20 protein-coding genes, 2 tRNA genes and 1 pseudogene are annotated in these 23,801 nt (G+C 71.6%); 6 read left to right on the top strand and 17 right to left on the bottom strand.

Annotation, left to right across the window (positions count from 1 at the left end; translation table 11 throughout):
* The first annotated feature begins 39 nt into the window (after positions 1-39).
* On the top strand, positions 40-2,061 hold the full coding sequence (pknB, locus tag ACIGNX_RS15710; RefSeq protein WP_396540454.1) for a Stk1 family PASTA domain-containing Ser/Thr kinase: 2,022 nt from the start codon (positions 40-42) through the stop codon (positions 2,059-2,061).
* 65 nt (positions 2,062-2,126) lie between these two features.
* On the opposite strand, the gene ACIGNX_RS15705 is transcribed toward pknB, so the two are convergent.
* Positions 2,127-2,771 carry an aminodeoxychorismate/anthranilate synthase component II gene (locus tag ACIGNX_RS15705; RefSeq protein ID WP_396540452.1) on the bottom strand — a complete coding sequence of 215 codons (645 nt, stop codon included), beginning with the start codon at positions 2,769-2,771 and terminating at the stop codon, positions 2,127-2,129.
* Positions 2,772-2,837: 66 nt separating this feature from the next.
* Here ACIGNX_RS15705 and ACIGNX_RS15700 point away from each other — a divergent pair, with 66 nt between their 5' ends.
* Positions 2,838-4,193, top strand: a complete 1,356-nt coding sequence (locus ACIGNX_RS15700) for an FAD-dependent oxidoreductase (RefSeq protein WP_396540450.1) — start codon at positions 2,838-2,840, stop codon at positions 4,191-4,193.
* A 27-nt stretch (positions 4,194-4,220) separates the two neighbouring features.
* On the opposite strand, the gene ACIGNX_RS15695 is transcribed toward ACIGNX_RS15700, so the two are convergent.
* Positions 4,221-4,379: a hypothetical protein gene (locus ACIGNX_RS15695; protein WP_170185175.1), complete on the bottom strand. Its 159-nt coding sequence runs from the start codon at positions 4,377-4,379 to the stop codon at positions 4,221-4,223.
* Positions 4,379-5,446: a class E sortase gene (locus tag ACIGNX_RS15690; protein ID WP_396540448.1), complete on the bottom strand. Its 1,068-nt coding sequence runs from the start codon at positions 5,444-5,446 to the stop codon at positions 4,379-4,381. The genes ACIGNX_RS15695 and ACIGNX_RS15690 overlap by 1 nt, the downstream gene beginning before the upstream one ends.
* A 921-nt stretch (positions 5,447-6,367) precedes the next feature.
* On the opposite strand from ACIGNX_RS15690, the gene crgA reads away from it, so the two are divergent.
* On the top strand, positions 6,368-6,634 hold the full coding sequence (gene crgA / locus ACIGNX_RS15685) for a cell division protein CrgA (RefSeq protein WP_053714567.1): 267 nt from the start codon (positions 6,368-6,370) through the stop codon (positions 6,632-6,634).
* A gap of 215 nt (positions 6,635-6,849) precedes the next feature.
* The gene (locus tag ACIGNX_RS15680) at positions 6,850-7,263 is read left to right on the top strand and encodes a PH domain-containing protein (RefSeq protein WP_396540446.1); all 414 of its coding nucleotides are present in this window, start codon (positions 6,850-6,852) and stop codon (positions 7,261-7,263) included.
* A 7-nt stretch (positions 7,264-7,270) separates the two neighbouring features.
* Here ACIGNX_RS15680 and ACIGNX_RS15675 read toward each other — a convergent pair whose 3' ends face one another.
* Both ACIGNX_RS15675 and ACIGNX_RS15670 read right to left on the bottom strand, forming a co-directional pair.
* Positions 7,271-8,155: a rhomboid family intramembrane serine protease gene (locus ACIGNX_RS15675; protein WP_396540444.1), complete on the bottom strand. Its 885-nt coding sequence runs from the start codon at positions 8,153-8,155 to the stop codon at positions 7,271-7,273.
* Positions 8,156-8,713 (bottom strand): peptidylprolyl isomerase, encoded by a 558-nt coding sequence (locus ACIGNX_RS15670; protein ID WP_396540443.1) that lies wholly within the window; start codon positions 8,711-8,713, stop codon positions 8,156-8,158.
* Between the two features lie 86 nt (positions 8,714-8,799).
* Between ACIGNX_RS15670 and ACIGNX_RS15665 the strand changes: the two genes are divergently transcribed.
* Positions 8,800-9,414 (top strand): hypothetical protein, encoded by a 615-nt coding sequence (locus ACIGNX_RS15665; RefSeq protein ID WP_396540441.1) that lies wholly within the window; start codon positions 8,800-8,802, stop codon positions 9,412-9,414.
* A gap of 58 nt (positions 9,415-9,472) precedes the next feature.
* Here ACIGNX_RS15665 and ACIGNX_RS15660 read toward each other — a convergent pair whose 3' ends face one another.
* On the bottom strand, positions 9,473-10,027 hold the full coding sequence (locus ACIGNX_RS15660) for a DUF2020 domain-containing protein (protein WP_396540440.1): 555 nt from the start codon (positions 10,025-10,027) through the stop codon (positions 9,473-9,475).
* A 129-nt stretch (positions 10,028-10,156) separates the two neighbouring features.
* Here ACIGNX_RS15660 and ACIGNX_RS15655 point away from each other — a divergent pair, with 129 nt between their 5' ends.
* Positions 10,157-10,576, top strand: coding sequence for a DoxX family protein (locus tag ACIGNX_RS15655; protein WP_396540438.1), 420 nt, complete (start codon positions 10,157-10,159; stop codon positions 10,574-10,576).
* Positions 10,577-10,815: 239 nt separating this feature from the next.
* On the opposite strand, the gene ACIGNX_RS15650 is transcribed toward ACIGNX_RS15655, so the two are convergent.
* The 11 genes and pseudogenes from ACIGNX_RS15650 to dnaA form a co-directional block, all read right to left on the bottom strand.
* A tRNA-Ala gene (locus tag ACIGNX_RS15650) sits at positions 10,816-10,888 on the bottom strand.
* 41 nt (positions 10,889-10,929) lie between these two features.
* Positions 10,930-11,043 (bottom strand): annotated as a pseudogene (locus ACIGNX_RS15645) (DLW-39 family protein); the annotation flags it as partial.
* A gap of 35 nt (positions 11,044-11,078) precedes the next feature.
* Positions 11,079-11,152 (bottom strand) — tRNA-Ile (locus ACIGNX_RS15640).
* 63 nt (positions 11,153-11,215) lie between these two features.
* Positions 11,216-12,055: a DUF3566 domain-containing protein gene (locus ACIGNX_RS15635; protein WP_396540436.1), complete on the bottom strand. Its 840-nt coding sequence runs from the start codon at positions 12,053-12,055 to the stop codon at positions 11,216-11,218.
* Between the two features lie 27 nt (positions 12,056-12,082).
* Entirely contained in the window at positions 12,083-14,647 is a 2,565-nt protein-coding gene (gene gyrA / locus ACIGNX_RS15630; protein ID WP_396540434.1) for a DNA gyrase subunit A, read from the bottom strand.
* A 33-nt stretch (positions 14,648-14,680) separates the two neighbouring features.
* Positions 14,681-16,651 (bottom strand): DNA topoisomerase (ATP-hydrolyzing) subunit B, encoded by a 1,971-nt coding sequence (gene gyrB / locus ACIGNX_RS15625; RefSeq protein WP_396540432.1) that lies wholly within the window; start codon positions 16,649-16,651, stop codon positions 14,681-14,683.
* Positions 16,652-16,888: 237 nt separating this feature from the next.
* The gene (locus ACIGNX_RS15620; protein WP_396541049.1) at positions 16,889-17,386 is read right to left on the bottom strand and encodes a DciA family protein; all 498 of its coding nucleotides are present in this window, start codon (positions 17,384-17,386) and stop codon (positions 16,889-16,891) included.
* Positions 17,387-17,504: 118 nt separating this feature from the next.
* On the bottom strand, positions 17,505-18,620 hold the full coding sequence (gene recF, locus ACIGNX_RS15615) for a DNA replication/repair protein RecF (protein WP_396540430.1): 1,116 nt from the start codon (positions 18,618-18,620) through the stop codon (positions 17,505-17,507).
* 6 nt (positions 18,621-18,626) lie between these two features.
* Positions 18,627-19,541, bottom strand: coding sequence for a phosphogluconate dehydrogenase (NAD(+)-dependent, decarboxylating) (gene gnd / locus ACIGNX_RS15610; RefSeq protein WP_396540428.1), 915 nt, complete (start codon positions 19,539-19,541; stop codon positions 18,627-18,629).
* 44 nt (positions 19,542-19,585) lie between these two features.
* Positions 19,586-20,722 carry a DNA polymerase III subunit beta gene (dnaN, locus tag ACIGNX_RS15605; protein WP_396540427.1) on the bottom strand — a complete coding sequence of 379 codons (1,137 nt, stop codon included), beginning with the start codon at positions 20,720-20,722 and terminating at the stop codon, positions 19,586-19,588.
* Between the two features lie 1,407 nt (positions 20,723-22,129).
* Positions 22,130-23,710: a chromosomal replication initiator protein DnaA gene (gene dnaA / locus ACIGNX_RS15600; RefSeq protein ID WP_396540425.1), complete on the bottom strand. Its 1,581-nt coding sequence runs from the start codon at positions 23,708-23,710 to the stop codon at positions 22,130-22,132.
* Between the last annotated feature and the right edge of the window lie 91 nt (positions 23,711-23,801).

Below are 23,801 nucleotides of genomic sequence, written 5' to 3'. Positions count from 1 at the left end.
GAAGGTGAGACCGTTGACGAGGAGCGGGACGAAGCACTGATGAGCACTCCGCGACTGCTCTCCAACCGCTACGAACTGGGTGAGACGCTCGGCTACGGCGGTATGTCGGAGGTGCACAAGGGCCGGGACGTCCGGCTCGGCCGCGACGTCGCCATCAAGGTGCTGCGCGCTGACCTCGCCCGCGACGCCCAGTTCCAGGAGCGGTTCCGCCGGGAGGCGCAGAACTCGGCGGCGCTGAACCACCCCGCGATCGTCGCGGTCTACGACACCGGTGAGACCCAGACCGAGTACGGCCCGCTGCCCTACATCGTGATGGAGTTCGTCGACGGCCGCACGCTGCGCGACATCGTCAAGACGCAGGGCCCGCTGTCGGCCAAGCGGGCGATGGAGGTCATGGCCGACGTGTCGGCCGCGCTGGACTTCAGCCACCGGCACGGCATCGTGCACCGGGACGTGAAGCCCGCCAACGTCATGATCACCCGGTCCGGCGCGGTGAAGGTGATGGACTTCGGCATCGCGCGGGCCGTGCACGACGGCCAGGCCGCGGTGACCCAGACCGCCGCCGTGATAGGGACCGCCCAGTACCTGTCGCCCGAGCAGGCGCGCGGCGAGGCGGTGGACGGCCGCTCCGACGTGTACGCGTCGGGGTGCGTGCTCTTCGAGCTGCTGACCGGCGAGCCGCCGTTCACCGGCGACTCGCCCGTGGCGGTGGCCTACCAGCACGTGCGGGAGGACCCGAAGCCGCCGTCGGCGCTGAACCCGAAGGTGCCGCCCACGCTGGACGCCATCGTGCTGAAGGCGATGGCCAAGGGACCGGCCAACCGCTACCAGTCGGCCGCGGAGCTGCGCGCGGACCTGGTGCGCGTGCTGTCGGGGCAGCGCCCCTCCGCGCCGGCCGTGATGACGGCCGAGGACCGCACCGCGGTGCTGAACCAGTCGTCGACCGCGCGCACCGAGGTCACGCCGTCGACCGGCGGCAGGCACCGGCCGTCGGCGGTGCGCGAGGAGGCCGAGTACGACGCGCTCGCCGAGGAGGAGCAGGAGCGGCGCGCCCGGCGCAAGAGGGCGGTGATGATCGGGCTGGTCGTCCTGCTGTGCGTCGCCGTGCTCGGGCTCGCCGTGTGGATCACCACGTCGCTGATGTCCGACGACGAGACCAACACCCCGACCGCGGACAAGGTCAAGGTGCCGGTGCTGATCGGCAAGGTGCAGTCGGCGGCGCAGGCGGAGCTGGAGGGCCAGGGCCTGCGCTCCACCATCGAGCTGCTGCCCTGCCAGCCGGGCCCGCGGCAGGGTTCCCAGCTGTCGTGCACCGCCGACCAGATCGGCAAGGTCGTCTCGACCGACCCGCCGGCGAACGACGAGGTAGCCAAGCGCTTCGAGGTCAAGCTGGTCATCGGCACCGCGCCCGAGCCCGCACCGGTGCCGAGCGTCGTCGGCCTGAGCCCCGCGGACGCGCAGAAGAAGCTGGAGGCCGAGAGCTGGGTCTACCAGCAGGCCACCCAGACCGTGGAGACGGAAGACCCGAACCTGGTCGGCAAGGTCGTGTCGCAGTCGCCGGACCCGGGCACCAGCGCCCCGAAGGGCAGCGCGATCACGGTGACGGTGGGCAAGGCCCCGGGCACCGTGCAGCTGCCGGACGTGACCGGCCAGACGCTGGACAACGCGCGCGCCACCCTCGAGGGCAACGGGTTCAAGGTGCAGACCAAGGAGGTCGACAGCGCCGAGTCCCTCAACAAGGTCATCGCCCAGAACCCCGGCCCCGGCCGGGCGGAGAAGGGCACGCTGGTCACGTTGAGCGTGTCGAAGAACAACCAGTTCCTGATGCCCGACCTGCGCGGGCTGACCGAGAACCAGGCGCGCAGCAAGCTGAGCCAGGCGGGCTGGAGCGGCAACGACCTGACCGTCAGCGACCGCGAGTCGGTCAACGACATCGGGCAGAACAACAAGATCCTGGACCAGGAGGTCAAGCCGAACACGGCCACGGCGAAGAACGCGCGGATCAACGTGATCCTGGGCGAGTTCAAGGTGGGCGGCGGCGGACCGACGACCACCCGGTAGTGATCGGTGCGAAGGGGCGCCCCTCCCGGTTCGGGAGGGGCGCCCCTTCGTCGGACCGGGTGGCGCTACTTCCGGTTGGCCGCCGCGGCGAGTTCGCGCATGCCGCCCTCCAGCTGCGCGACGGTCGTCTCGGGCACCTCGAAACCGCACACCGCGAGCCAGTTGGCCAGCATCCGGTGGCCGCCCTCGGTGAGCACGGACTCCGGGTGGAACTGGACGCCCTCGACCGGCAGCTCGCGGTGGCGCATCGCCATCACGACGCCGGACTCGGTGTGCCCGGTCACCTCGAACTCGGCCGGGATGGTGTCCGGCAGCACGGTCAAGGAGTGGTAGCGGGTGGCGGTGAACGGGCTGGGCACGCCCTTGAGCACGCCGCCGCCGTTGTGGTGCACGACGCTGGTCTTGCCGTGCAGGAGTTCCGGCGCGAGGTCGACCGTGCCGCCCCACACCGCGCCGATGGCCTGGTGGCCCAGGCAGACGCCGAACACCGGGACGCCGCGGTCCGCGCAGTGGCGGATGACGTCCATGCTCCGGCCCGCCCTGTCCGGCGTGCTCGGCCCCGGGCTGACGAGGACGCCACCGACCTCGGCGACCTCGTCCAGCTCGACGGCGTCGTTGCGCCGGACCACGCACTCGACCCCGAGCTGGGCCAGGTACTGGACGAGGTTGTAGACGAAGCTGTCGTAGTTGTCGACCACGAGCACGCGCATGGCGCCCAGCGTAGCCGTGACCAACCTCTCGCCAGAAGTGAGCTTAGGCTCACCTAACGTGGAGGCATGACCCGATCCCTGCGCGTCGCCGTCATCGGCGCCGGCCCCGCCGGCACCTACGCCGCCGACCTGCTCACCAAGTCCGCGGCCGAGTCGGGTACCGACGTCGCCGTCGACCTGTTCGAGCGCCTGCCCGCGCCGTACGGCCTGATCAGGTACGGGGTCGCGCCGGACCACCCGCGCATCAAGGGCGTCGTCACCGCGCTCCAGCGCGTGCTGGACCGGCCGGGGATCCGGTTCTTCGGCAACGTCGAGTACGGCGTCGACCTCAAGCTCGACGACCTGCGCCACTTCTACGACGCCGTCGTGTTCGCCACCGGCGCGGAGAAGGACCGGCCGCTCGACATCCCGGGCATCGACCTGGCCGGCTCCCACGGCGCGGCGGAGTTCGTCTCCTGGTACGACGGCCACCCCGACGTGCCGCGCACCTGGCCGCTGCGGGCGCGGGAGGTGGCCGTGCTCGGCGTCGGCAACGTCGCCCTCGACGTCGCCCGCGTGCTGGCCAAGACCGCCGACGAGCTGCTGGGCACCGACATCCCGGACAACGTCTACGAGGGTCTGCGGTCCAACCCCGTCACCGACGTGCACGTGTTCGGCCGCCGCGGCCCGGCCCAGGCCAAGTTCACCCCCCTGGAGCTGCGGGAACTCGACCACTCGCCCAACGTCGAGGTGGTCGTGCACCCCGAGGGCATCGACTTCGACGCGGCGAGCCTGGCCGCGATCCGGTCGAACAAGCAGGTCGAGATGGTGGTCCGGACGCTGCAGGAGTGGGCGATCCGCGACGTCGGCGACCGCCCGCGCCGGCTGTACCTGCACTTCCTCGAAGCGCCGGTGCGGGTGCTCGGCTCGACGGAGGTGACCGGGCTGCGCACCGAGCGGATGGAGCTGACCGGCGACGGGGGCGTGCGCGGCACGGGCGAGTTCACCGACTGGCCGGTGCAGGCGGTGTACCGGGCCGTCGGCTACCTGTCCACGCCCCTGGTGGACCTGCCGTTCGACCACGGCACCGGCACCGTGCCGCACCGGGCGGGTCGGGTGCTGGACCTGGCCGAACGGGCGCTGCCGGGCGTCTACGCCACCGGGTGGGTCAAGCGCGGCCCGGTCGGGCTCATCGGCCACACCAAGGGCGACGCGCTGGAGACCGTGACGAGCCTGCTCGCCGACGCGCCCGCGCTGCCCGCCGCGCCGGCCCGCGACCCCGGGGCCGTGGTGCGGTTCCTGGAGCAGCGCGCCGTGCCGTTCACCACCGCGGCCGGGTGGCTCAGGCTCGACGCGCACGAGGTCGCGCTGGGCGCCTCGCGCGGCCGTGCCCGGGTCAAGGTCGTGAACCGGGAGGAGATGACCGGGATCGCCCGGCCATAGCGGTCACGGGGGCGGTCACCGGGGCGGCTACTGGGGCGTCGTCACGTTGTTGAAGGGCAGCTTCGGCTCGGCCCACGGGAAGACGACGAACATCAGCAGCGCCACCACCCCGGCCACGAGCACCAGCGCCTCCAGGACGCGCACGGGCAGCGGGCCGGGGAGGTGCCGCCAGATCCACCCGTACATCACTGCTCCTTCATCTCTTCGGGCACGAAACCGGGCGCCTTCGGGTAGCTCATCGCCAGCACCGAGTGCACGATCAGCCGCTGCTTGTCGGAGAACCGCGGGTGGCAGGTGGTCAGCGTCATCAGCGCCGCCTGCTGCGCCGCGGGCACCTCGCCCTCGAAGTGCGGCACCGGGCTGATCACCTCGCCCTGGGTGGGCAGCACGATCTCCTGGCCGACCGTCTTGTCGTACGGCGCGCCCAGCGGGGAGACCTTCGCGCACTTCGGGTCGGACTGCCGCTGCGCCCAGCCCGCCGCCTCGCCCGCCTTCGGCAGCACCCGGTAGACGAACCAGTGGGTCTGCGTCTCGACCACGATCGCGTCGCACGAGTTCAGCAGGTCGAGGTCGTTGAAGGGCGCGCCCTTGCCGACCCGGTGGCCCGCCACGGAGAAGTTGCCCGGGTCGCCGGGCAGCGCCGTGCCCTTGTAGTGGCCGGGTCCGATCTCCAGGTCCTTGTCGGTGGTGCCCTCGACGATGGAGAACCGGTAGTCCGGCCCGAAGGAGGGGATGTACATCTTGGCGAACGCCTGGCCGTCGAGCAGGTCGTACCGGGCCTGGCGCTGCTCGTCGGCCTCGACGGTGTTGGAGTTCCACTGGTCGTCCAGCGCGTGGGTCGCGTCGTCCTGCTTGCCGGCCGAGATGAGGTCCGTCACGTACACCTCGTAGACCACGAACAGCAGGATGACGAGGCCGGCCGTGATGAGCAGCTCGCCGAACGCGCGGACGGCCTTGCGGGCCGCGCTGTCGGGCGGCGGTGCGGGGCGGTCGCCCTCCTCGTCGTAGGGCTCCTCGTCCCCGTAGTCGTCGTAGTCGTCGTAGACCTCGGCGGGGTCGTCGGCGGGGTCCTCGACGGGCGGGATGACCTCGGTGGGCGGGTCGACGGGGCGGGGACGGCGCTGCGGCGCCGGCGGCCCGGCCGGGCGGCCGTTGGGCGGCGGCGGGAGGCTGCCGGAGAACGCGTTGGTGTAGCGGGTCGCGTCGGCGTCGGGCGGTCCGGGCCGGGGTCGGGGCGCGCTGCCCGGTGTCACACCGCCCGGTGTCACACCGCCCGATGTCACGCCGCCCGATGTCACGCCGCCCGATGTCACGCCGCCCGGGGTCACGCCGCCCGGGTGGGCCCCGCCCTGGCGGGCACCGCCAAGCCGCGCGGCCACCTCGGAAGTCCCGCGGCCCGAACGCGGGGGTTCCCCGCGCACCGGTTCGACGTAGGCGGTCTCCTCGGCGTGCGGTGACACCGGCGGGGCAACGTCCTCGCGCCGGGCGCGGCGCGGCGGCGGGTACCCGTTCGCCGGTTCGACCGGGGGCGCGGCCTCGTCCCGGCGGGCGCGGCGGGCCGGTGGTTCCATCTGGGGCGGTTCCCCGTAGGACCACCCGTTCGGGGACGGGCTCCCCGCCCGGCGCACCGGCTGCTCGGGGCGCGGTCCTCCCCGGGGCGGCTCGGCGGGCGGGACCTCGCCCCGCAGGGCGCGCCGACCCGTCGGCGGCGGGTCGGCGGGGGTCGGGTAGGACTCCCCCGGACGGCTGAAACCTCCCGCCGGGGTGGCCGGGCGGTTCGGGCCGGCCGGGCGGGGCACCGGGCGCTCGACACCGGCGGGTGGGGTCGGCGGGCGGTCGAAACCCGCCGGTGGGGTCGGTGGCCGGTGGGGGCCGGCAGGCTGGTCGAAGCCGCCCGGCGGTGTCGCCGGCCTGGGAAAACCGCCCGGCGGCGTCGGCCGGCGCGGTGGTTCGCCGGTCGGCTGGGACGGGTGGGGCGTGGGGCGTGGCGGCCGGCCCGGCGGGCCGCCTTGCGGCGGAGGCGGGTCGTAGCTCACCGGAAAACCTCCCAAGCCGAACGTTCCAGGACTACACGGTGCTTCAGGGACCTGCTCGGTTACGTTAACGTGTTCATCCAGCGGTGGACGTGAACTCGCGGCCACTGGAGACCTATCCACCCGTCAGGCGAGGACAGCATGCCCAAGTCCAAGGTCCGCAAGAAGGCCGTCTACACGGCGCCTGCCGATCGCCGCACCCCGGTGAAGGTCAAGGCCGCGGGGCCGTCGCACCCCGTCTACGTCGCCGTGATGCTCGGCATGATGCTGTTGGGGCTGGCGTGGCTGGTGGTCAACTACATCGCGGGCGAGAAGGTCCCCGTGATGATGGACCTCGGGTCCTGGAACTTCGGCATCGGGTTCGCCCTGATGATCGTGGGCTTGCTGATGACCATGAAGTGGCGCTGACCGCGGACTACGCCGAGTGGCCGACGGCCCGGACGTGCACCACGTCCGGGCCGTTCCGCGTGACCGGGTGGTTCACCGGGCTCACCCACGGATCACGAAGCACACAGCTGTAAGTCATCCCCAATGGGGACAACTCCTGTGGACAACTTTGCGCCTCGGTGCACAAGCGCCGGTCGGAGGCCCCAGTTGTCCACAAGTGCGGCAGACTCGAAGGCGTGAACCCACCCCGCACCTGGTCGCCCCAACCCGGCATGGTCGGCCTCGCCTGGGGCCTCGCCGCCGTGTTCCTGCTGGTCACGATCATCAGCTCGGACCCGATGAGCCGGGTGTTCCTCGGCCTCGCCACGCTCGTCCAGCTCGCCCTGGGCGCTCACGGCACGTTCGTGCGCCCGAGGCTGCTGGTGGACGACTCGGGCCTCACCGTGCGGACCCTCTCCGGGCCGCGCCGCCTGCCGTGGCACGAGGTGAAGGTGCGCCTCGTGCGCACCCGCAGGTTCGGCCGCGAGACGCCGACCCTGGAGCTGGACTGGCAGCACGGCGAGGACGAGCAGCTGTTCGTCCTCACCACCGTGGACCTGGGCACCGACCCGCGCGACGTCGCCGACGTGCTGCACGCCCTGCGCCCGTGACCGCCGGTCAGACCAGCTGCCCGGTGCGCACGAGCGCGAGCACCACCAGCACCGCGACCGCGGCCACCACGGCGCCGGCCTGCCAGGTGGCCCGCCTCGGCGCGGGCGCGTAGACCAGCCCCGCCGTCAGCAGCGCGCCGACCACCAGGCCGCCGATGTGACCCAGCAGGGAAATACCCGGGAGGGTGAAGCTCAGCACCACGTTCAGGCCGATCACGCCCAGCGCCGGGCCGGGGTTCAGCTTGAGCCGCAGCACGGCCACGAGCATCGCGCCCATCAGGCCGTACACCGCGCCGGACGCCCCGGCCACCACCGTGCCGAGCCCGCCGAACAGGTACACCGCCACGCCGCCGCCCAGCAGCGACACCCCGTACAGCGCCGAGAACCGCGCCCGGCCGAACACCGGCTCCAGGTCACGGCCCAGCACGTACAGCGCGATCATGTTCAACGCCAGGTGCAGCGGTCCGAAGTGCAGGAACCCCGAGGTGACGAGCCGCCACCACTGCCCGTCCGCGGCCACCGCGGGCGTGTACATCACCAGGTCGGCGAACAGGTCGGCCCGCTGGTTGGTCGCCACGCTGCCCGCCTGCGCCGCGGTGATCGCGAACAGCAGCACGTTCACCGCGATCAGCACCGGCGTCACCACCAGGCGCTGCGAGAACTGCGCGCCGACGAACGTGCGCGGCCGGCGCACCGAGGCCCGGCCCTGGTTCACGCAGTCGACGCACTGGTAGCCGACGGACGCCTCGCGCAGGCACTCCGGGCACGCCGGCCGGTCGCAGCGGACGCAGCGCAGCCCGGTGGCCCGATCGGGGTGGCGCGGGCAGACCGGCAGGTCCGGCCGCGCCCCGATCGGCTCACCGGGCGGCGGGTAGGTCGGGTGGTCGGCCACTCAGGCCCGCTCGACCGAGACCTTCTCGATCACCACGTCGGTGACCGGGCGGTCGCCGGCACCGGTCGGGGCCGCGCCGATCGCGTCCACGACGTTGCGCGACTCCTGGTCCGCGACCTCGCCGAAGATCGTGTGCTTGAAGTTCAGCCACGTGGTCGGCGCGACCGTGATGAAGAACTGGGAGCCGTTGGTGTTGGGCCCGGCGTTCGCCATCGCCAGCAGGTACGGCCGGTTGAACTGCAGCTCCGGGTGGAACTCGTCCGCGAACTTGTAGCCGGGGCCGCCGCGACCGGTGCCCGTGGGGTCACCGCCCTGGAGCATGAAGCCCGAGATCACCCGGTGGAAGATCGCACCGTCGTAGAACGGACCGGACGACTCGCCCTTCGCGTTCGGCTCGGAGTAGCTCTTCGTGCCCTCGGCCAGGCCGACGAAGTTGGCCACCGTCTTGGGGGCGTGGTCGGGGAAGAGGTTGATGCGGATGTCGCCCTGCGAGGTGTGCAGGGTGGCCGTCACCTTGGTCCCGACGAACGATTCGTTGCTGTCTGCCACGCACCCCATCGTGCCATCACCGGGCGCGGGGGTTGGGGAAGGGGCACGATGGGTATTGCCTGGACGTGACTGACCGACAGCTTCTGGAGCGAGATATGGATGAGGTAGACGCCATGACCCGGGCCGGGGAGTCGGTCGGCAAGGCGGTGCGGGCTGTCCGCCGCAGTGCCGTCCGCGCTGGTCACGTCGGTGCGGACGCGGCGGTCCAACTCGCGGAGCGCGCCGAGGGCAAGCTCGCCGAGCGCGGCGTGACCAGGGACTACGTCCGGGGTCTCGTCGCCGACAAGGCGGGCGTGCTCGTGGAGAAGGCCGAGGAGTACGAGAAGTCCACCCGGCGCGGTCGCAAGCAGCTCGCGAAGAGGGCCAAGGGCGTTCGCAAGGAGGTCGCGAAGGCCGCCGAGCGGGCGCGCAAGGAGGCCAAGGTGCGCGCGAAGGACGTGCGCAAGGCCGCGAAGCAGGCGCGCAAGCAGATGGCCGCGGCCAACCAGCCCAAGCGTCGCCGGTGGCCGTGGGTCCTGGGCGTGTTCGCCGCCGCCGCGGTGGCGGGCTACGTCGCGCTGACCAAGCGGCCGCAGGAGGTGCACCTGGAGGAGGACGTGGAGGTCACGCCCGACGCCACGACGACGACCGGCGCTCCCGCCGCCGCGGAGTCGGTGCGCCCCCAGGCTGCCCGCAACGGCCAGGTCTCCGACCAGCACAGCCGCAGCTGACCGCAGTTCCGCTTCGCGCCCGCCACCCCCGCGGTGACGGGCGCGAAGCCCTGTCCGGCTAGAGGCCCAGGTTCCCGACCACGGTCTCGGCGACCGTGCGCGCCTTCACCGTCTGCTTCTGGTTGCTGGTCACGACCACCGCCGCGCCACCCTTGGCCACGGCGTACACCGCGCCGGTGTCGGTCGTCAGCGAGCCGCCGCTCCACCCGGCGGGCACCGTCGCGGGGTTCGAGTCCGCGACCGGCGCCGCCCGGTCGACCACGGCCTTCGCCGTCGCGGGCTCGCCCCGGAACACCCACACGGACAGCTGGACCTCCGTGGCGTTGGCGTAGAAGAAGCAGGCCGGGTCGGGCTGGTCTGCGGACAGCCGAACCTTCCGCACCAGCTGCCCGTTCGCCTCCTGCACGACCGAGGACGCCAGGTACGGGCACTGGCCGTCGGTGCTGGGCTCCGGCGCGGGAGGCGGCCCGGCGGGCTTCGGTGTCGTCGTCTTCGCCGCCGCGCTGGTCGTGGTCGCCGCGAGGGGCGTCGAGGTGGTCGCCTCGCTCGCGCAGGCGGTCAGCGCGCCGAGGACCAGCAAGGAGGGCAGGGCGGTGAGCAGCACTCGGTTCATAGGGGCGCCAGTCAATCAGATGGTGGACAGCGAATCGACACGGTGACCACCTAGGCACGCACGGTGAACCACCATTACGGTTGTCCCTACCCTGCCGGCCGCCCCTGCAATGTGAGGAACTGAGTCAAGATGAACTTCTTTGACCGCGGCCGAGACCACGCCATCGCGGTGTTCCGGATCGTCGTCGGCGCGCTGTTCATGTGCCACGGCGCGCAGAAGCTGTTCGGCGTGCTGGGCGGCAAGGGTGCCGTCTCGATCACGGACTGGCCCGCGGGCCCGGCCGGTTTGATCGAGCTGGTCGGTGGCGCGTTGATCGTCATCGGCCTCGGCACCCGGGTCGCCGCGCTGATCGCGTCCGGTTCGATGGCCTACGCGTACTTCGTCGTCCACCAGCCCGCCGGGCTCCTGCCCATCCAGAACAAGGGCGAGCTGGCCGCCGTGTACGCGTGGGTGTTCCTGCTGCTGGCGTTCACCGGTCCCGGCGCTTGGGCCGTGGACAACGTGATCGCCGCTCGCAAGCAGCGGGAACCCGTGCTCGTCAACGCATAGCAGTGGGCAAGACGAGGGCCCGCACCCAGCGGCATTGGGTGCGGGCCCTCACTTGTCGCCTTACCGCGAGTGCCGCCCCCGGCCACCCGTGGGATGACCGGGAACCGCCCGTCCAGTAAAACACGAAACCCGAAACTTTCGCGCCCCCCACTCGACGGGGATCCGCCGGAGGCCCGGAAAACACTTCGAGCGAGGCGGTTCGCGCAGTTCGCGAACTCACCTCGCTCGGAGCGAGAGGATGGAGACGAGGGGAATCGAACCCCTAACCCCCGCCTTGCAAAGGCGGTGCTCTGCCAATTGAGCTACGTCCCCTCGACGGGGGCGGCAGACCGACCGCCCTCGCGGGATCAGGCGGTGGGGGCCGTGGCCTCGCGCCACAGGTCCGCGTCGGCCTTCGCCGAGCGGCTGCGCTTGACGAAGAACAGGACCGCACCGGCGACGGCGACAAGTGCGATGATCTTCTTCACGGCGATTCCCCTCTGCAACACCTGTGAACTTCCGGTGGGCCTAGGAGGACTCGAACCTCCGACCTCTTCGTTATCAGCGAAGCGCTCTAACCGTCTGAGCTATAGGCCCTCGGGGCAACGACGGAAAGACTACAGCACCCCCCGTCGCCGCCCCAAATCGGGTGGTCGTGGATCACTCGCGCTCGGACAACGTCACTTCCAGGCCGCCGGCCAGGTCCGCCGAGACGTTGTAGACGAACGACCCGACGGTCGCCAGGGCGGTGAACAGCACGATGTTCACCGCGCCCACGATCGCCGCCACGCCGAACACGCGCCCGGCGCTGATCAGCGGGTCACCGCTGGGCTCGTTGCCCTGGAGCAGGTCGTTCGCGGTGTTGTTGATCTTGTCCCACACGCCCATGCCGTTCAGCACGCCGTACAGCACGCCGACCGCCACGAGCCACACGAAGAACAGCGCCACGCTGAGCACCAGGGCCAGCTTGAGCACCGACCACGGGTCGACCCGCTTGACCTGCAGGCTCGCCCGCCGCGGACCGCGCCCGGGACGGCGGGCCGTCGGCGTGGCCGCCGCCGGACGCCCGTTCGCGCCGCCCAGGTTCACCTGCGTGCGCGCCGAACCCGCGCCCACCAGGGGTCGGGCCACCGCGACCGTGTCCGGGTCGCTGGCCGGGTACGCGGGCTGCGCCGCCTCCTCCTGCTCCTCCGGCGAGGACACCAGGTCGGCCGGGCCGACCTGCTGCGCCTCGCCGTACCGCGTGTCGCTCGTCACGCGCTGCCACGGCGGCGGCCCGGCGTGCCCGTCGTCCTCCGCGGCCGGCCGCTCGACCTTCACGGTCTTGCCGTCGGCCGCCGTCGCGCCGGCCGCGGACGTCTCGGGCTGCTCGGACGCCCCCGGGGCGTCGACCGCCGGCTCCTCGGCGCCGGTGGGCGCGCCGCCCGCCGCCGGTGTCGACCCGGCACCTGGCCGGGTGATCACCGCGGTCTTGTCCTCTGGCTTCTCGGGTGGAGTCACGAGCAGTCCCTCAACCTCTCGTTCGCGCTAGTTGGCAGGCTCGGCCTGCCCACCGTCGGCGGGACCGACGGCCGGGTTCGGGTCGGCGGCCTCGGCGACCGCGCCACCCTCACCACTGGTGACGTCCGCCGGTTCATCGGCGTTGCGCGCCACAGCGATCAGGGTGGTCCCTTCACCGAGGTTCATCAACCGGACGCCCTTCGTCTGCCGCCCCGCCTTGCGCACCTCCTTGGCACTGGTCCTGATGACCCCGCCCGAAGAGGTGATCGCGTACAGCTCGTCGTCGACGTCGACGATGAGCGCGCCGACCAGCCTCCCACGCCTGCGGTCGTGCTGGATGGTGAGCACACCCTTGCCACCCCGACCCTGGACCGGGTAGTCCTCGATCGGAGTGCGCTTGGCGTACCCGCCATCGGTGGCGACCAAAACAAACAAACCCTCTTGGACGACGCCCATCGACAGCAGCTCGTCACCGCTGTTGAACCGCATGCCCAGCACGCCCGACGTGGCCCGGCCCATCGGCCGCAGCGCCTCGTCGCTCGCGTGGAACCGGATCGACTGGCCGTCGGCCGACACCAGCAGCAGGTCGTCGTCCGCCGAGCACAGCACCGCGCCGACCAGCTCGTCGTCGTCGCGCAGGTTGATGCCGATCAGGCCACCGGACCGGTTCGAGTCGAAGTCGGACAGCTTCGACTTCTTGACCAGGCCCTTCTTCGTCGCCAGCACCAGGTACGGCGCCACGTCGTAGTTCTTGATCTGGATGACCTGGGCGATCTCCTCCTCGGGCTGGAAGGCCAGGAGGTTCGCCACGTGCTGGCCGCGCGCGTTGCGGTTGGCCTCGGGCAGCTCGTACGCCTTCGCCCGGTACACCCGGCCCTTGTTCGTGAAGAACAGGATCCAGTCGTGCGTGGAGCACACGAAGAAGTGCTGCACGATGTCGTCCTGCTTGAGCTGCGCGCCCTGCACGCCCTTGCCGCCGCGCTTCTGCGAGCGGTACAGGTCCGTCTTCGTGCGCTTCGCGTAACCCGTCCGGGTGATCGTGACGACGACGTCCTCGACCGCGATCAGGTCTTCCATCGACACGTCGCCGTCGAACGGCACGATCCGCGTCCGCCGGTCGTCACCGTGCCTGTCCACGATCGCCAGCAGCTCCTCGCGCACGATCGCGCGCTGCCGCTCCGGCTTGTCGAGGATGTCCTTGTAGTCCGCGATCTCCAGCTCGATCTCGGCGAGCTGGTCGACGATCTTCTGCCGCTCCAGGGCCGCCAGGCGGCGCAGCTGCATCTCCAGGATCGCGTTGGCCTGGATCTCGTCGACGTCGAGCAGCTCCATCAGGCCGGTGCGCGCCACCTCGGGCGTGTCCGACCGGCGGATCAGCGCGATCACCGCGTCGAGCTGGTCGAGCGCCTTGACCAGGCCGCGCAGGACGTGGGCGCGCTCCTCGGCCTTGCGCAGCCGGAAGCGCGTGCGCCGGACGATGACCTCGATCTGGTGCTTCACGTAGTGCCGGATCATCTGGTCCAGGCGCAACGTGCGCGGCACGCCGTCGACCAGCGACAGCATGTTCACGCCGAAGGAGTACTGCAGCTGGGTGTGCTTGTAGAGGTTGTTCAGCACCACCTTGGCCACCGCGTCGCGCTTGAGCGTGATCACGATGCGCATGCCGGAGCGGCGGTTGGACTCGTCGGCGATGTTCGCGATGCCGGTGAGCTTCTGGTCGCGGACCAGCGTGGCGATGTTCTCGACCAGGTTGTCCGGGTTCACCTGGTAGGGGAGCTCGGTGACGACCAGGATCGTCCGCCCCTTGGCGTCCTCGTCGATCTCGACGACCGCGCGCATCTTCACCGAGCCGCGGCCGGTGCGGTAGGCGTCCTCGATGCCCGCCGTGCCGAGGATCTGGCCGTAGGTCGGGAAGTCGGGGCCCTTGACCCGCTGGATCATCGCCTCCAGCGTCTCCTCGTCGGAGGCGTCGGGGTTGTCCAGCGCCCACACGACGCCGTCGGCGACCTCGCGCAGGTTGTGCGGCGGGATGTTGGTCGCCATGCCGACCGCGATGCCCGAGCTGCCGTTGATGAGCAGGTTGGGCACCCGCGACGGCAGGACCGTCGGCTCCTGGATGCGGCCGTCGTAGTTGTCGCGGAAGTCGACCGTGTCTTCCTCGATGTCGGCCAGCATCTGCATGGCCAACGGCGTGAGCCGGCACTCGGTGTAGCGCATGGCGGCTGCCGGGTCGTTGCCCTGGGAGCCGAAGTTGCCCTGGCCGTCGATCAGCGGGTAGCGCATCGCCCACGGCTGGGCCAGGCGGACCAGCGCGTCGTAGATCGCGGAGTCGCCGTGGGGGTGGTAGTTGCCCATCACGTCGCCGACCACGCGGGCGCACTTGTTGTAGCTGCGGTCGGGGCGGAAGCCCGAGTCGAACATCGAGTACAGGACGCGGACGTGCACGGGCTTCAGGCCGTCGCGCACGTCGGGCAGCGCTCGTCCCACGATCACGCTCATCGCGTAGTCGATGTACGAGTTCTGCATCTCCTGCTGGATGTCGCGCGGCTCGGTGCGGTCTCCACCGGCCGGGGGCAGCGTCGTCTCGCTCAAGGTCCTACTTCCTTAACCAGGGGCCGGGGGTGGTCAGACGTCGAGGAACCGCACGCCCTTGGCGTTGCGGGTGATGAACGCGCGGCGGGCTTCCACGTCCTCGCCCATCAGCACGCTGAACAGCTCGTCGGCCGTCGCGGCGTCGTCCATCGTGACCTGGGTCAGGACCCGGTTGGCCGGGTCCATCGTCGTCTCCCACAGCTCGGCGGAGTTCATCTCGCCGAGGCCCTTGTAGCGCTGGATGTTGTCGTCCTTGCCGATCTTCTTGCCCGCCGCGAGGCCCGCCTGGATGATGCCGTCGCGCTCGCGGTCGGAGTAGGCGTACTCCGGCTCGGCGCGCTGCCACTTGATCTTGTACAGCGGCGGGTTCGCCAGGTACACGTGGCCGTTCTCGATCAGCGGGCGCATGAAGCGGAACAGCAGGGTCAGCAGCAGGGTGCGGATGTGCTGGCCGTCCACGTCGGCGTCGGCCATCAGCACGATCTTGTGGTAGCGCAGCTTGGAGATGTCGAAGTCCTCGTGGATGCCCGTGCCGAACGCCGTGATCAGGGCCTGGACCTCGTTGTTCTTCAGCACGCGGTCGATGCGCGCCTTCTCCACGTTGATGATCTTGCCCCGGATCGGCAGGATCGCCTGGAACATGGAGTCCCGGCCCTCCTTGGCCGAGCCGCCCGCGGAGTCGCCCTCCACGACGTAGATCTCGCACTCCTCCGGGTTGGTGGAGCGGCAGTCCTTGAGCTTGCCGGGCAGGCCGCCGATGTCCAGCGCGCCCTTGCGGCGCACCAGCTCGCGGGCCTTGCGGGCGGCGATGCGGGCCTGCGCCGACGACACCGCCTTGGTGACGATCGTCTTCGCCTCGTTCGGGTGGCGCTCGAACCAGTCCGCCAGGTGCTCGTTGGTGGACTTCTGCACGAACGACTTGGCCTCGCTGTTGCCCAGCTTGGTCTTCGTCTGGCCCTCGAACTGCGGCTCCTTGAGCTTGACCGACACGATCGCGGCCAGGCCCTCGCGGATGTCGTCGCCGGTGAGGTTCGAGTCCTTCTCCTTGAGCAGCTTCTTGTCGCGCGCGTACTCGTTGACCACGCGGGTCAGCGCGGCGCGGAAGCCCTCCTCGTGCGTGCCGCCCTCGTGGGTGTTGATCGTGTTGGCGAACGTGTACACCGACGGCGTGTAGCCGGTGTTCCACTGCATCGCCACCTCGACCTCGAGGTCCTCGCCCTTGGCCTCGAACGAGACGACCTTCTGGTGCACGGCCTCGCGGGTGTGGTTGATGTGGCGGACGAAGTCCTCCAGGCCGCCCGGGTAGTGGAAGGTGCGCTCGCGCACGCCCGCCACGTGGCCCTCGGCGTCGGCCTCCGCGTCGGCGTCGACCACCCGCTCGTCGCGCAGGATGATCGTGAGGCCCTTGTTGAGGAACGCCATCTCCTGCAACCGGCGGGAGATCGTCTCGATGTTGTACTCGGTGGTCTCGAAGATCTCCGGGTCGGCCCAGAACGTGATGGACGTGCCGGTGGCGTCCGTCGGCTCCCCCTTGCGCAGCTCGTGCGCGGGCTTGGTGGCCTCGAACCGCTGGTTCCACGTGAAACCCTCGGTCCTGACCTCCACGTCGACGGCGCTGGACAGCGCATTCACCACGGAGATGCCGACGCCGTGCAGGCCGCCGGACACCGCGTAGGAGTCGCTGTCGAACTTGCCGCCCGCGTGGAGCTTGGTGAGCACCACCTCCAGCGTCGGCTTCTTCTCGACGGGGTGCATGCCGACCGGGATGCCGCGACCGTCGTCGATCACCCGGACGCCGCCGTTGGCCAGCAGCGTCACGTCCACGACCGTGGCGTGGCCCGCCATCGCCTCGTCGACCGAGTTGTCCACGACTTCCCAGATCAGGTGGTGCAGACCGCGCTCGCCGGTGGAGCCGATGTACATGCCTGGGCGCTTGCGGACCGCTTCCAGGCCCTCCAGGACGGTGATCGAGGACGCGTTGTACTCATTCTTCTTGGCTGCCACGGGCCTGGTGTCTCCTCGGACTTCACGCGACTGGGACCGTCGCCGGGCGACGCTGGGTTGCGCTACCCCTCCGATTCTACCGGGGCAGACCGACAGAAACCGACTTAGGACACCCCTGGTTCGCTCACAGGCGGCCCGAAGTGAACGACGATGGGTGCCGACGGCCGTTCACGGGGTTGAAATGGGCTGATGAGCGCTCACCGCGCCACAGGATCGCCGCTGCGGCCCTGACGTCCCTCATCCATAGGTGTCACGTGGTCCGCGGCCCGGGACGTGCCTGGGGCCGTAACGCCAGCTCGGGGCCGCCGGACCCTGCACCTTCAGGCTCTTGACCACGCCGTCGCCGACGCCCGCCGCGATGCGCTTGAGCAGGTCGCGCTGGAGCAGGCGCAGCTGCGTGGCCCACGCCGTGGAGTCGGCCTGGACCGTCAGCTCGCCGTCGGCGAACGCCACCGGCTGCGCGTGCTCGGCGACCTCCTCGCCGACCAGCTTCGGCCAGCGCGCGAACACCTGGCCACCGGCCAGCCGCTCCACCCAGCCGCGGTCGGCGGCGATGCGGGCGGCGAGCCTGCCCAGCGGCTGCGGGTCGCGGTCGTCCGGGCCGGGACCGGACCACCGGCGCCGCCGCCTGCCGACGGCACCGGTCGCGCCGCGGCGCACGCCCCGCGCCCCGCGCTCCTTGGCGGAGGCGCGGGCGGCTTCGAGCGCGGCGCGGGCGAGGTCGGCACCCCGCAATCCACCCACAGGTGTGACTCCAGCTGTGGATATGTCCGGTTCTGGCGACGAGTTATCCACACCATCCACAGGGTTGTCCCCAGATGTGTGTCCACTCACACCCGTTCGGCGCAATTCGTCAGACACGCCGCACCTCCCCGTGGCGGACGTCGAACCGCAACCCGTCCAACTCCTCGGGCACGTCCTCCGCGACCGCCGCCGTGATCAGCACCTGCTCCGCGCCGGCCGCCACCTTCGCCAACTGGCGCCGCCGGCCGCGGTCCAGCTCGGCGAACACGTCGTCCAGCACGAGGACCGGCTCGGCGCCCTCGGCGCGCAGCAGCTCGTACCCGCCCAGCCGCAGCGCCAGCGCGAACGACCACGACTCGCCGTGGCTCGCGTAGCCCTTCGCGGGCAGGTCGCCCAGCGCCAGGTCCAAATCGTCGCGGTGCGGGCCGACCAGGCACACGCCCCGCTCGACCTCCTGCCCGCGCAGCCGCTGCAGCTCGGCGAGCAGCGCCTCCTCCAACGCGCCCCGGTCGTGCGTGCCGGGGAACGCCTCCCCCAGGCTCGACCGGTACGCGACCCGGGCCGGCCGCGACTCCGGCGCGACCTCCGCGTACGCCGCGGCCACGTGCGGCGCGATGTCCGCGACCAGGTCCAGCCGCGCGGCCAGCAGCTCCGCGCCGTGCCGGGCCAGGTGCCCGTCCCACACGTCGAGCGTGCCGACGTCGGCGTTGCGCGCCGCGCGCACGCTCTTGAGCAACGCGCCGCGCTGCTTGAGCACGCGCTCGTAGTCGCCCCGCACCCCGGCGTAGCGCGGGGCGCGGGTGGTCAGCAGCTCGTCCAGGAACCGCCGCCGCTCGCCGGGGTCACCGCGCACCAGCGCCAGGTCCTCCGGCGCGAACAGCACCGTGCGCAGGATGCCCAGCACGTCGCGCGGGCGGGGCACCGGGCCGCGGTTGATCCGCGCCCGGTTCGCCTTGCCCGCCGTGATCTCCAGCTCGACCAGCAGCTCGCGCCCCTCGTTGACCACCGCCGCGCGGACCACCGCCCGGGGCGCGCCGTGCCGGATCAGCGGCGCGTCCGCGGCCACCCGGTGCGAACCCAGGGTGGCCACGTAGCCCAGCGCCTCGACCAGGTTGGTCTTGCCCTGGCCGTTGCGCCCGACCAGCACGCTCACGCCCGGCTCGAACGCCAGGTCCGCGTGCTCCCACGACCTGAAGTCGGTGACCTGCAGGTGCCGGACGTACAACTCGGGTCAGCTCTGGGTCGAACCGGAACCGGAGGAAGGGCCCGCGGCCTGCACGGCGTGCCCGCCGAACTGGTTGCGCAGGGCCGCGACGGCGCGCATGGCGGGCGAGTCGTCCTGCCGCGAGGCGAACCGGGCGAACAGCGCCGCGGAGATCACCGGCGCGGGCACCGCGTGCTTGATCGCCTCCTCGACGGTCCACCGGCCCTCGCCGGAGTCCTCGACGTGGCCGCGCAGGTCGTCCAGCTCCGGGTCCGACTCCAGCGCGCGGACCAGCAGGTCCAGCAGCCACGAGCGGACCACGGTGCCGCGCTGCCACGCCTTGATGGTGGCGGGCACGTCGTCGACCAGCTCGGACGCCTCAAGCAGCTCGAAGCCCTCGGCGTAGGCCTGCATCAGGCCGTACTCGATGCCGTTGTGCACCATCTTGGCGAAGTGGCCGGCGCCGACGGAGCCCGCGTGCGCGAAGCCCTCCGCGCGCGGGCCCTCCGGGCGCAGCGCGTCGAAGATCGGCATGGCGCGCTCGACGTGCTCGGCGTCGCCGCCGACCATCAGGCCGTAGCCGTTCTCCAGGCCCCACACGCCGCCGGACACGCCGCAGTCCAGGTAGCCGACGCCCTTCTCGCCCAGCGCCTTGGCGTTCACCTCGTCGTCGGTGAAGCGCGAGTTGCCGCCGTCGATGACCAGGTCGCCCGGCTCCAGCAGCTCGCCGAGGTCGGCGATCGTGTTCCGGGTGATGTCACCGGCGGGCACCATGACCCACACCACGCGGGGTGCGGAGAGCCTGCCGACCATGTCGGCGAGCGAGTCGGTGTCCGAGACTTCCGGGTTGCGGTCGTAACCGACCACTTCGTGCCCCGCGCGGCGGATGCGCTCGCGCATGTTGAAGCCCATCTTGCCGAGGCCGACGAGTCCGAGCTGCACGGTCGTTCCTCTTCCCTACGTCTGTGGTCGTCGATCTTTGTCGATCAGCCGGGCAGGCGCACGGGCATCAGCAGGTAGAGGTAGCCCGGCGCCACGTTCCCATCCTCGTCCACCGGCTTGAGGAGCGCGGGTCGGCTGGGTGTGGTGAAGGACAAGTGCGCCCTCGGCGTGCGGACGGCCTGCAGGCCCTCCAGCAGGTAGGTGGGGTTGAACGCGATGGTCACCGGGTCGCCGGTGTACTCGACCGGCAGCTCCTCCTCGGCGCTGCCCTCGTCGTCACCGCCCGCGGACAGGCGCAGGCCGCCGTCCACGAACTCCAGCCGGACCTGCGTGCCGCGCTCGGCGACCAGCGACACGCGCTTGATCGCCTGCACCAGCGCGTCGACCTCGATGATCGCGGCGGCCGAGTGCTCGGTGGGCAGCAGCTGGCGGTACTTGGGGAAGTCGGCGTCGAGCAGGCGGGTGGTCGTGCGGCGGCCGGTGCCGGACAGGCCGAGCAGGCCGTCGTTCGCGGCGAGGGACAGCTCGATCCTCGCGCCGGACGCGCCGAGCGTCTTCGCCGAGTCGTTGAGCGTCTTGGCCGGGACGAGCACGGCGACCTCGCCGAGGGACTCGTTCGGCTCCCACGGGAACTCGCGCATGGCCAGCCGGAAGCGGTCGGTGGCCACCAGGGTCACCTTGCCCTCGCCGATCTCCAGCCGGACGCCGGTCAGCATCGGCAGCGTGTCGTCCTTGCCCGCCGCGACGGCGACCTGGGCGACGGCCTCGCCGAAGACCTCGCCCGGCAGCTCGCCGGCGAGCTGCGGCATGGTCGGCAGCTGCGGGTAGTCCTCCACCGGCATGGTCGGCAGGCTGAAGCGGGCGCTGCCGCAGGAGATCGTCATCCGGGAGCCGTCGACCGCGATCTCGACCGGGTGGTTGGGCAGGGCCTTGGTGATGTCGGCCAGCAGCCGCCCGCTCACCAGCGCCTTGCCGCCGTCGGCGATCGTGGCCGGGACACCGCACTGCGCGGACACCTCGTAGTCGAACCCGGACACGGTCAGCGCCTCGCCCGAACCGTCCTCCGCCCCGGCGTCGAGCAGGATCCCGCCGAGCACCGCGACGGGCGGCCTGGACGGCAGGCTGCGGGCGACCCAGGCGACGGCGTCGGCCAGGCCGTCGCGCTCGACGCGGATCTTCATGAGGCGTCCTTCCTCAAGTCGGCATGACCGACAACAGCATGCGTTGCGGTGGGGTTGGGGAGCCGCGGCCCTCGCCGGATCTTGCGACCCTCGGCGCGGAGGCTCCCCACCGTAGAGCGTCGGGGCGGAGTTCGTCACCTCGGGGCGGCACCCGGGGTCGGGCCCGACCGGGCGTCCGTCCCCGGGGGCGACCGCCGCCTGTTTTTTCTTTGTTCATCTCTTCAAGGGAAGACAACAGCAACAGCAGTAAGGGCTGTGGATTGTGTGGACAACCGTCGTTCTCGCAGGTCGCCCCGCGCCTGGAGGTGTGGACGGACACGGGGTGTCACCCGGGGACAAGTCGGCGCACCCGGGGAGAACTGCCGGGCTCCTCCGTTCGGTCCACAGGAAGGCCGAGTTGTCCCCGGGTTAATCCCCGGGTGTGGGCCGAGTTGTACCCGGGTGCTGCACAGGGTGATGGTGGCCCGAATCTCCCCCGACGGGGCACTCCCGGAGGGCTGTGGACAACTCGCGGCCCGCCGTTCACCAGCGCCGTCGAGGGGGCCGGGTCGTCGGGCGACCTCGGGAAACGCCCTGGACCCGGCCCCGGTGGGGCGGGGGTACCTCACACGGGTGACCCGAAACGACCCCCGCTGGTCCATACCCCCGCGCCCGGGTGTTCACGCCTGTGCGTCGCGGGTCGGCGGGGTGCGGCGGAGTGGGGGCGGGTGCGGCACCCGGGTGCCGGGGGCGGATCGGGACGGCACCCGGGTGCGGCGCGGGTCGTCCCCGGGTGCGACGGCGGCACCCGGGTGCGGACGGGGTGCCGGCGCGGCCGGGCGCGAGACGGCGCAGAGGGGCGGCGCAGAGGGGCGGCGCAGAGGGGCGGCGCAGAGGGGCGGCGCAGAGGGGCGGCCGGGCAGGGGTAGCCGGGAGAGGGCGGGTCAGGCAGGGGTGGCAGGGCAGAGGGCGGGTCGGCCAGAGAGCGGGTCGGCCAGAGGGGCGGTCGAGCAGAGGGCGGGCCGCGAGCGGGTACGGCGGTGAGCGGGCGCGGCGGTGAGCGAGTGGGTCGCGAGCGAGCGAGCGAGCGGGCGGACGGTCGGTCGGTCGGCGACGGCGGCCGGGGCCATGGCCGGGCGCCGGTGGGCTCGGGGCGGGTGCCCGGCCCGCCGTCGCGGCCGACCCGGTGGACCGGGTCGCGAGGACGACCGGTGGACGGCGAAGGCCGCTGTCGGGTGCGGTCCGCGTTGGTGCGCAGGAGCGCGGCGGGGCGACAAGAGGTGCGGGCAGCGGGTGGGACCGGCGCGGGGGTGCCGTCGGCCGGGGTGTTCGGCCGGCGCGGCGGGTCGGATGTGCGCGCGGGGGTCGGCAAGGGTGACCGAGAGCGCCTCAATCACCCGGAAGTGGGAGGCGCAAGCGTTTGCGCGATCAGGGGGTGTGGCGGGCCCGCTGCTTGATGCGCGAGGTCAGCTCCTGGACCTGCTCGTAGACGCGGCGGCGTTCGGCCATCTCCTTGCGGATCTTCTTGTCCGCGTGCATGACCGTCGTGTGGTCCCGGCCGCCGAACGTCTGGCCGATCTTCGGCAGCGACAGGTCGGTCAGCTCCCGGCACAGGTACATGGAGATCTGCCTCGCCTGCGCCAGCACCTTGGTCTTGCCCGGCCCGCACAGGTCGTCTATCGACACCGAGAAGAACTCCGCGGTGACCGCCATGATCGTCGGCGCGGTGATCTCCGGCGCGTGCGAGTCCGGGATGAGGTCGCGCAGCACTATCTCCGCCAGCTGCACGTCGACCGGCTGCCGGTTCAGCGAGGCGAACGCCGTCACCCGGATCAGCGCGCCCTCCAGCTCCCGGATGTTCCGCTCGATCCGCGCCGCGATGAACTCCAGCACCTCGGCGGGCGCGGCGAGGCGGTCCTGGGCGGCCTTCTTGCGCAGGATCGCGATCCGGGTCTCCAGCTCCGGCGGCTGGATGTCGGTGATCAGGCCCCACTCGAACCGCGTCCGCAGCCGGTCCTCCAGGGTCTCCAGCCGCTTGGGCGGCCGGTCGGAGGACACCACGATCTGCTTGTTCGCGTTGTGCAGGGTGTTGAAGGTGTGGAAGAACTCCTCCTGCGTGCCTTCCTTGCCCTCCAGGAACTGGATGTCGTCGACGAGCAGCACGTCGATGTCCCGGTAGCGGCGCTGGAAGGCGACCTTGCGGTCGTCGCGCAGGGAGTTGATGAAGTCGTTGGTGAACTCCTCCGTCGACACGTACCGCACGCGCATGCCGGGGAACAGCCGCTGCGCGTAGTGGCCGACGGCGTGCAGCAGGTGCGTCTTGCCGAGCCCGGACTCGCCCCAGATGAACAGGGGGTTGTACGCGCGGGCGGGCGCTTCGGCCACGGCCACGGCGGCGGCGTGGGCGAAGCGGTTCGACGCACCGATGACGAAGGTGTCGAAGTTGTACTTCTCGTTCAGCCGGGTCTGCGAGGACGCGGGGTTGGCCGGCCGGGTGTACGGCGTGCCGCTCGGCGCGGCGTGGCCGCCGCTGAACGTCGGCCAGATCTCGGTGACGGCGGCGAGCGCCTCGCCCTCCTCGTCGACCTCCTCGCCCTCGCCCTCGGCGTCACCGCCCTCGGTGTCGGCCTCCACGACCAGGCTGCCGTTGACCGGCACGACACCGGCGGGCACGCCCACGGGCACGGGCACCGGACCCGGCAGGGGCGGCGCGGCTCCGAGGACGGGCATCGGGGCGGTGCCGGGATCGGGCGAGTCGACCTTCACGGCCAGCGAGACGGCCCGGCCCAGCCGGCGGGACAGGGCGGCGGTGATCGGTTCGCGCAGCGCGCGCTCGATCGCCTCCTTGGCGAAGTCGCTCGGCGCGGCGAGCAGCGCGGTCCCGTCGAGCAGCCCGATGGGTCGGGTCACGCGCATCCACGCGCGCTGTTGCGGGGACAACGTGCTGGCGGCGAGCTCCTGCACGACCTGCTCCCACACGAGACCCAGATCGGCCTGGTGGTCGGACACCTCCGCGCTCCCCTCCCCTCGTGACGGCTCCGCGGTCAGTCCCCCGGGAACTTCCACGACGTGGACACGGAGAATAGAGGCATCCACAGAG

Source organism: Actinosynnema sp. NPDC053489, assembly GCF_044544865.1.
Taxonomy (GTDB): Bacteria; Actinomycetota; Actinomycetes; order Mycobacteriales; family Pseudonocardiaceae; genus Actinosynnema.
The sequence above is the reverse complement of the archived record's forward strand: the minus strand, read 5'-3'. Positions and strand labels throughout refer to the sequence as shown.

Bases quoted from the DNA above. Each gene is read 5' to 3' on its own strand.
- ACIGNX_RS15695 (WP_170185175.1), bottom strand. From the start codon at position 4,379: ATGTACGGGTGGATCTGGCGGCACCTCCCCGGCCCGCTGCCCGTGCGC.
- ACIGNX_RS15705 (WP_396540452.1), bottom strand. From the start codon at position 2,771: ATGCGCGTGCTCGTGGTCGACAACTACGACAGCTTCGTCTACAACCTC.
- crgA (WP_053714567.1), top strand. From the start codon at position 6,368: ATGCCCAAGTCCAAGGTCCGCAAGAAGGCCGTCTACACGGCGCCTGCC.
- ACIGNX_RS15665 (WP_396540441.1), top strand. From the start codon at position 8,800: ATGGATGAGGTAGACGCCATGACCCGGGCCGGGGAGTCGGTCGGCAAG.
- dnaN (WP_396540427.1), bottom strand. From the start codon at position 20,722: ATGAAGATCCGCGTCGAGCGCGACGGCCTGGCCGACGCCGTCGCCTGG.
- ACIGNX_RS15655 (WP_396540438.1), top strand. From the start codon at position 10,157: ATGAACTTCTTTGACCGCGGCCGAGACCACGCCATCGCGGTGTTCCGG.
- ACIGNX_RS15700 (WP_396540450.1), top strand. From the start codon at position 2,838: ATGACCCGATCCCTGCGCGTCGCCGTCATCGGCGCCGGCCCCGCCGGC.
- ACIGNX_RS15660 (WP_396540440.1), bottom strand. From the start codon at position 10,027: ATGAACCGAGTGCTGCTCACCGCCCTGCCCTCCTTGCTGGTCCTCGGC.
- ACIGNX_RS15670 (WP_396540443.1), bottom strand. From the start codon at position 8,713: ATGGGGTGCGTGGCAGACAGCAACGAATCGTTCGTCGGGACCAAGGTG.
- pknB (WP_396540454.1), top strand. From the start codon at position 40: ATGAGCACTCCGCGACTGCTCTCCAACCGCTACGAACTGGGTGAGACG.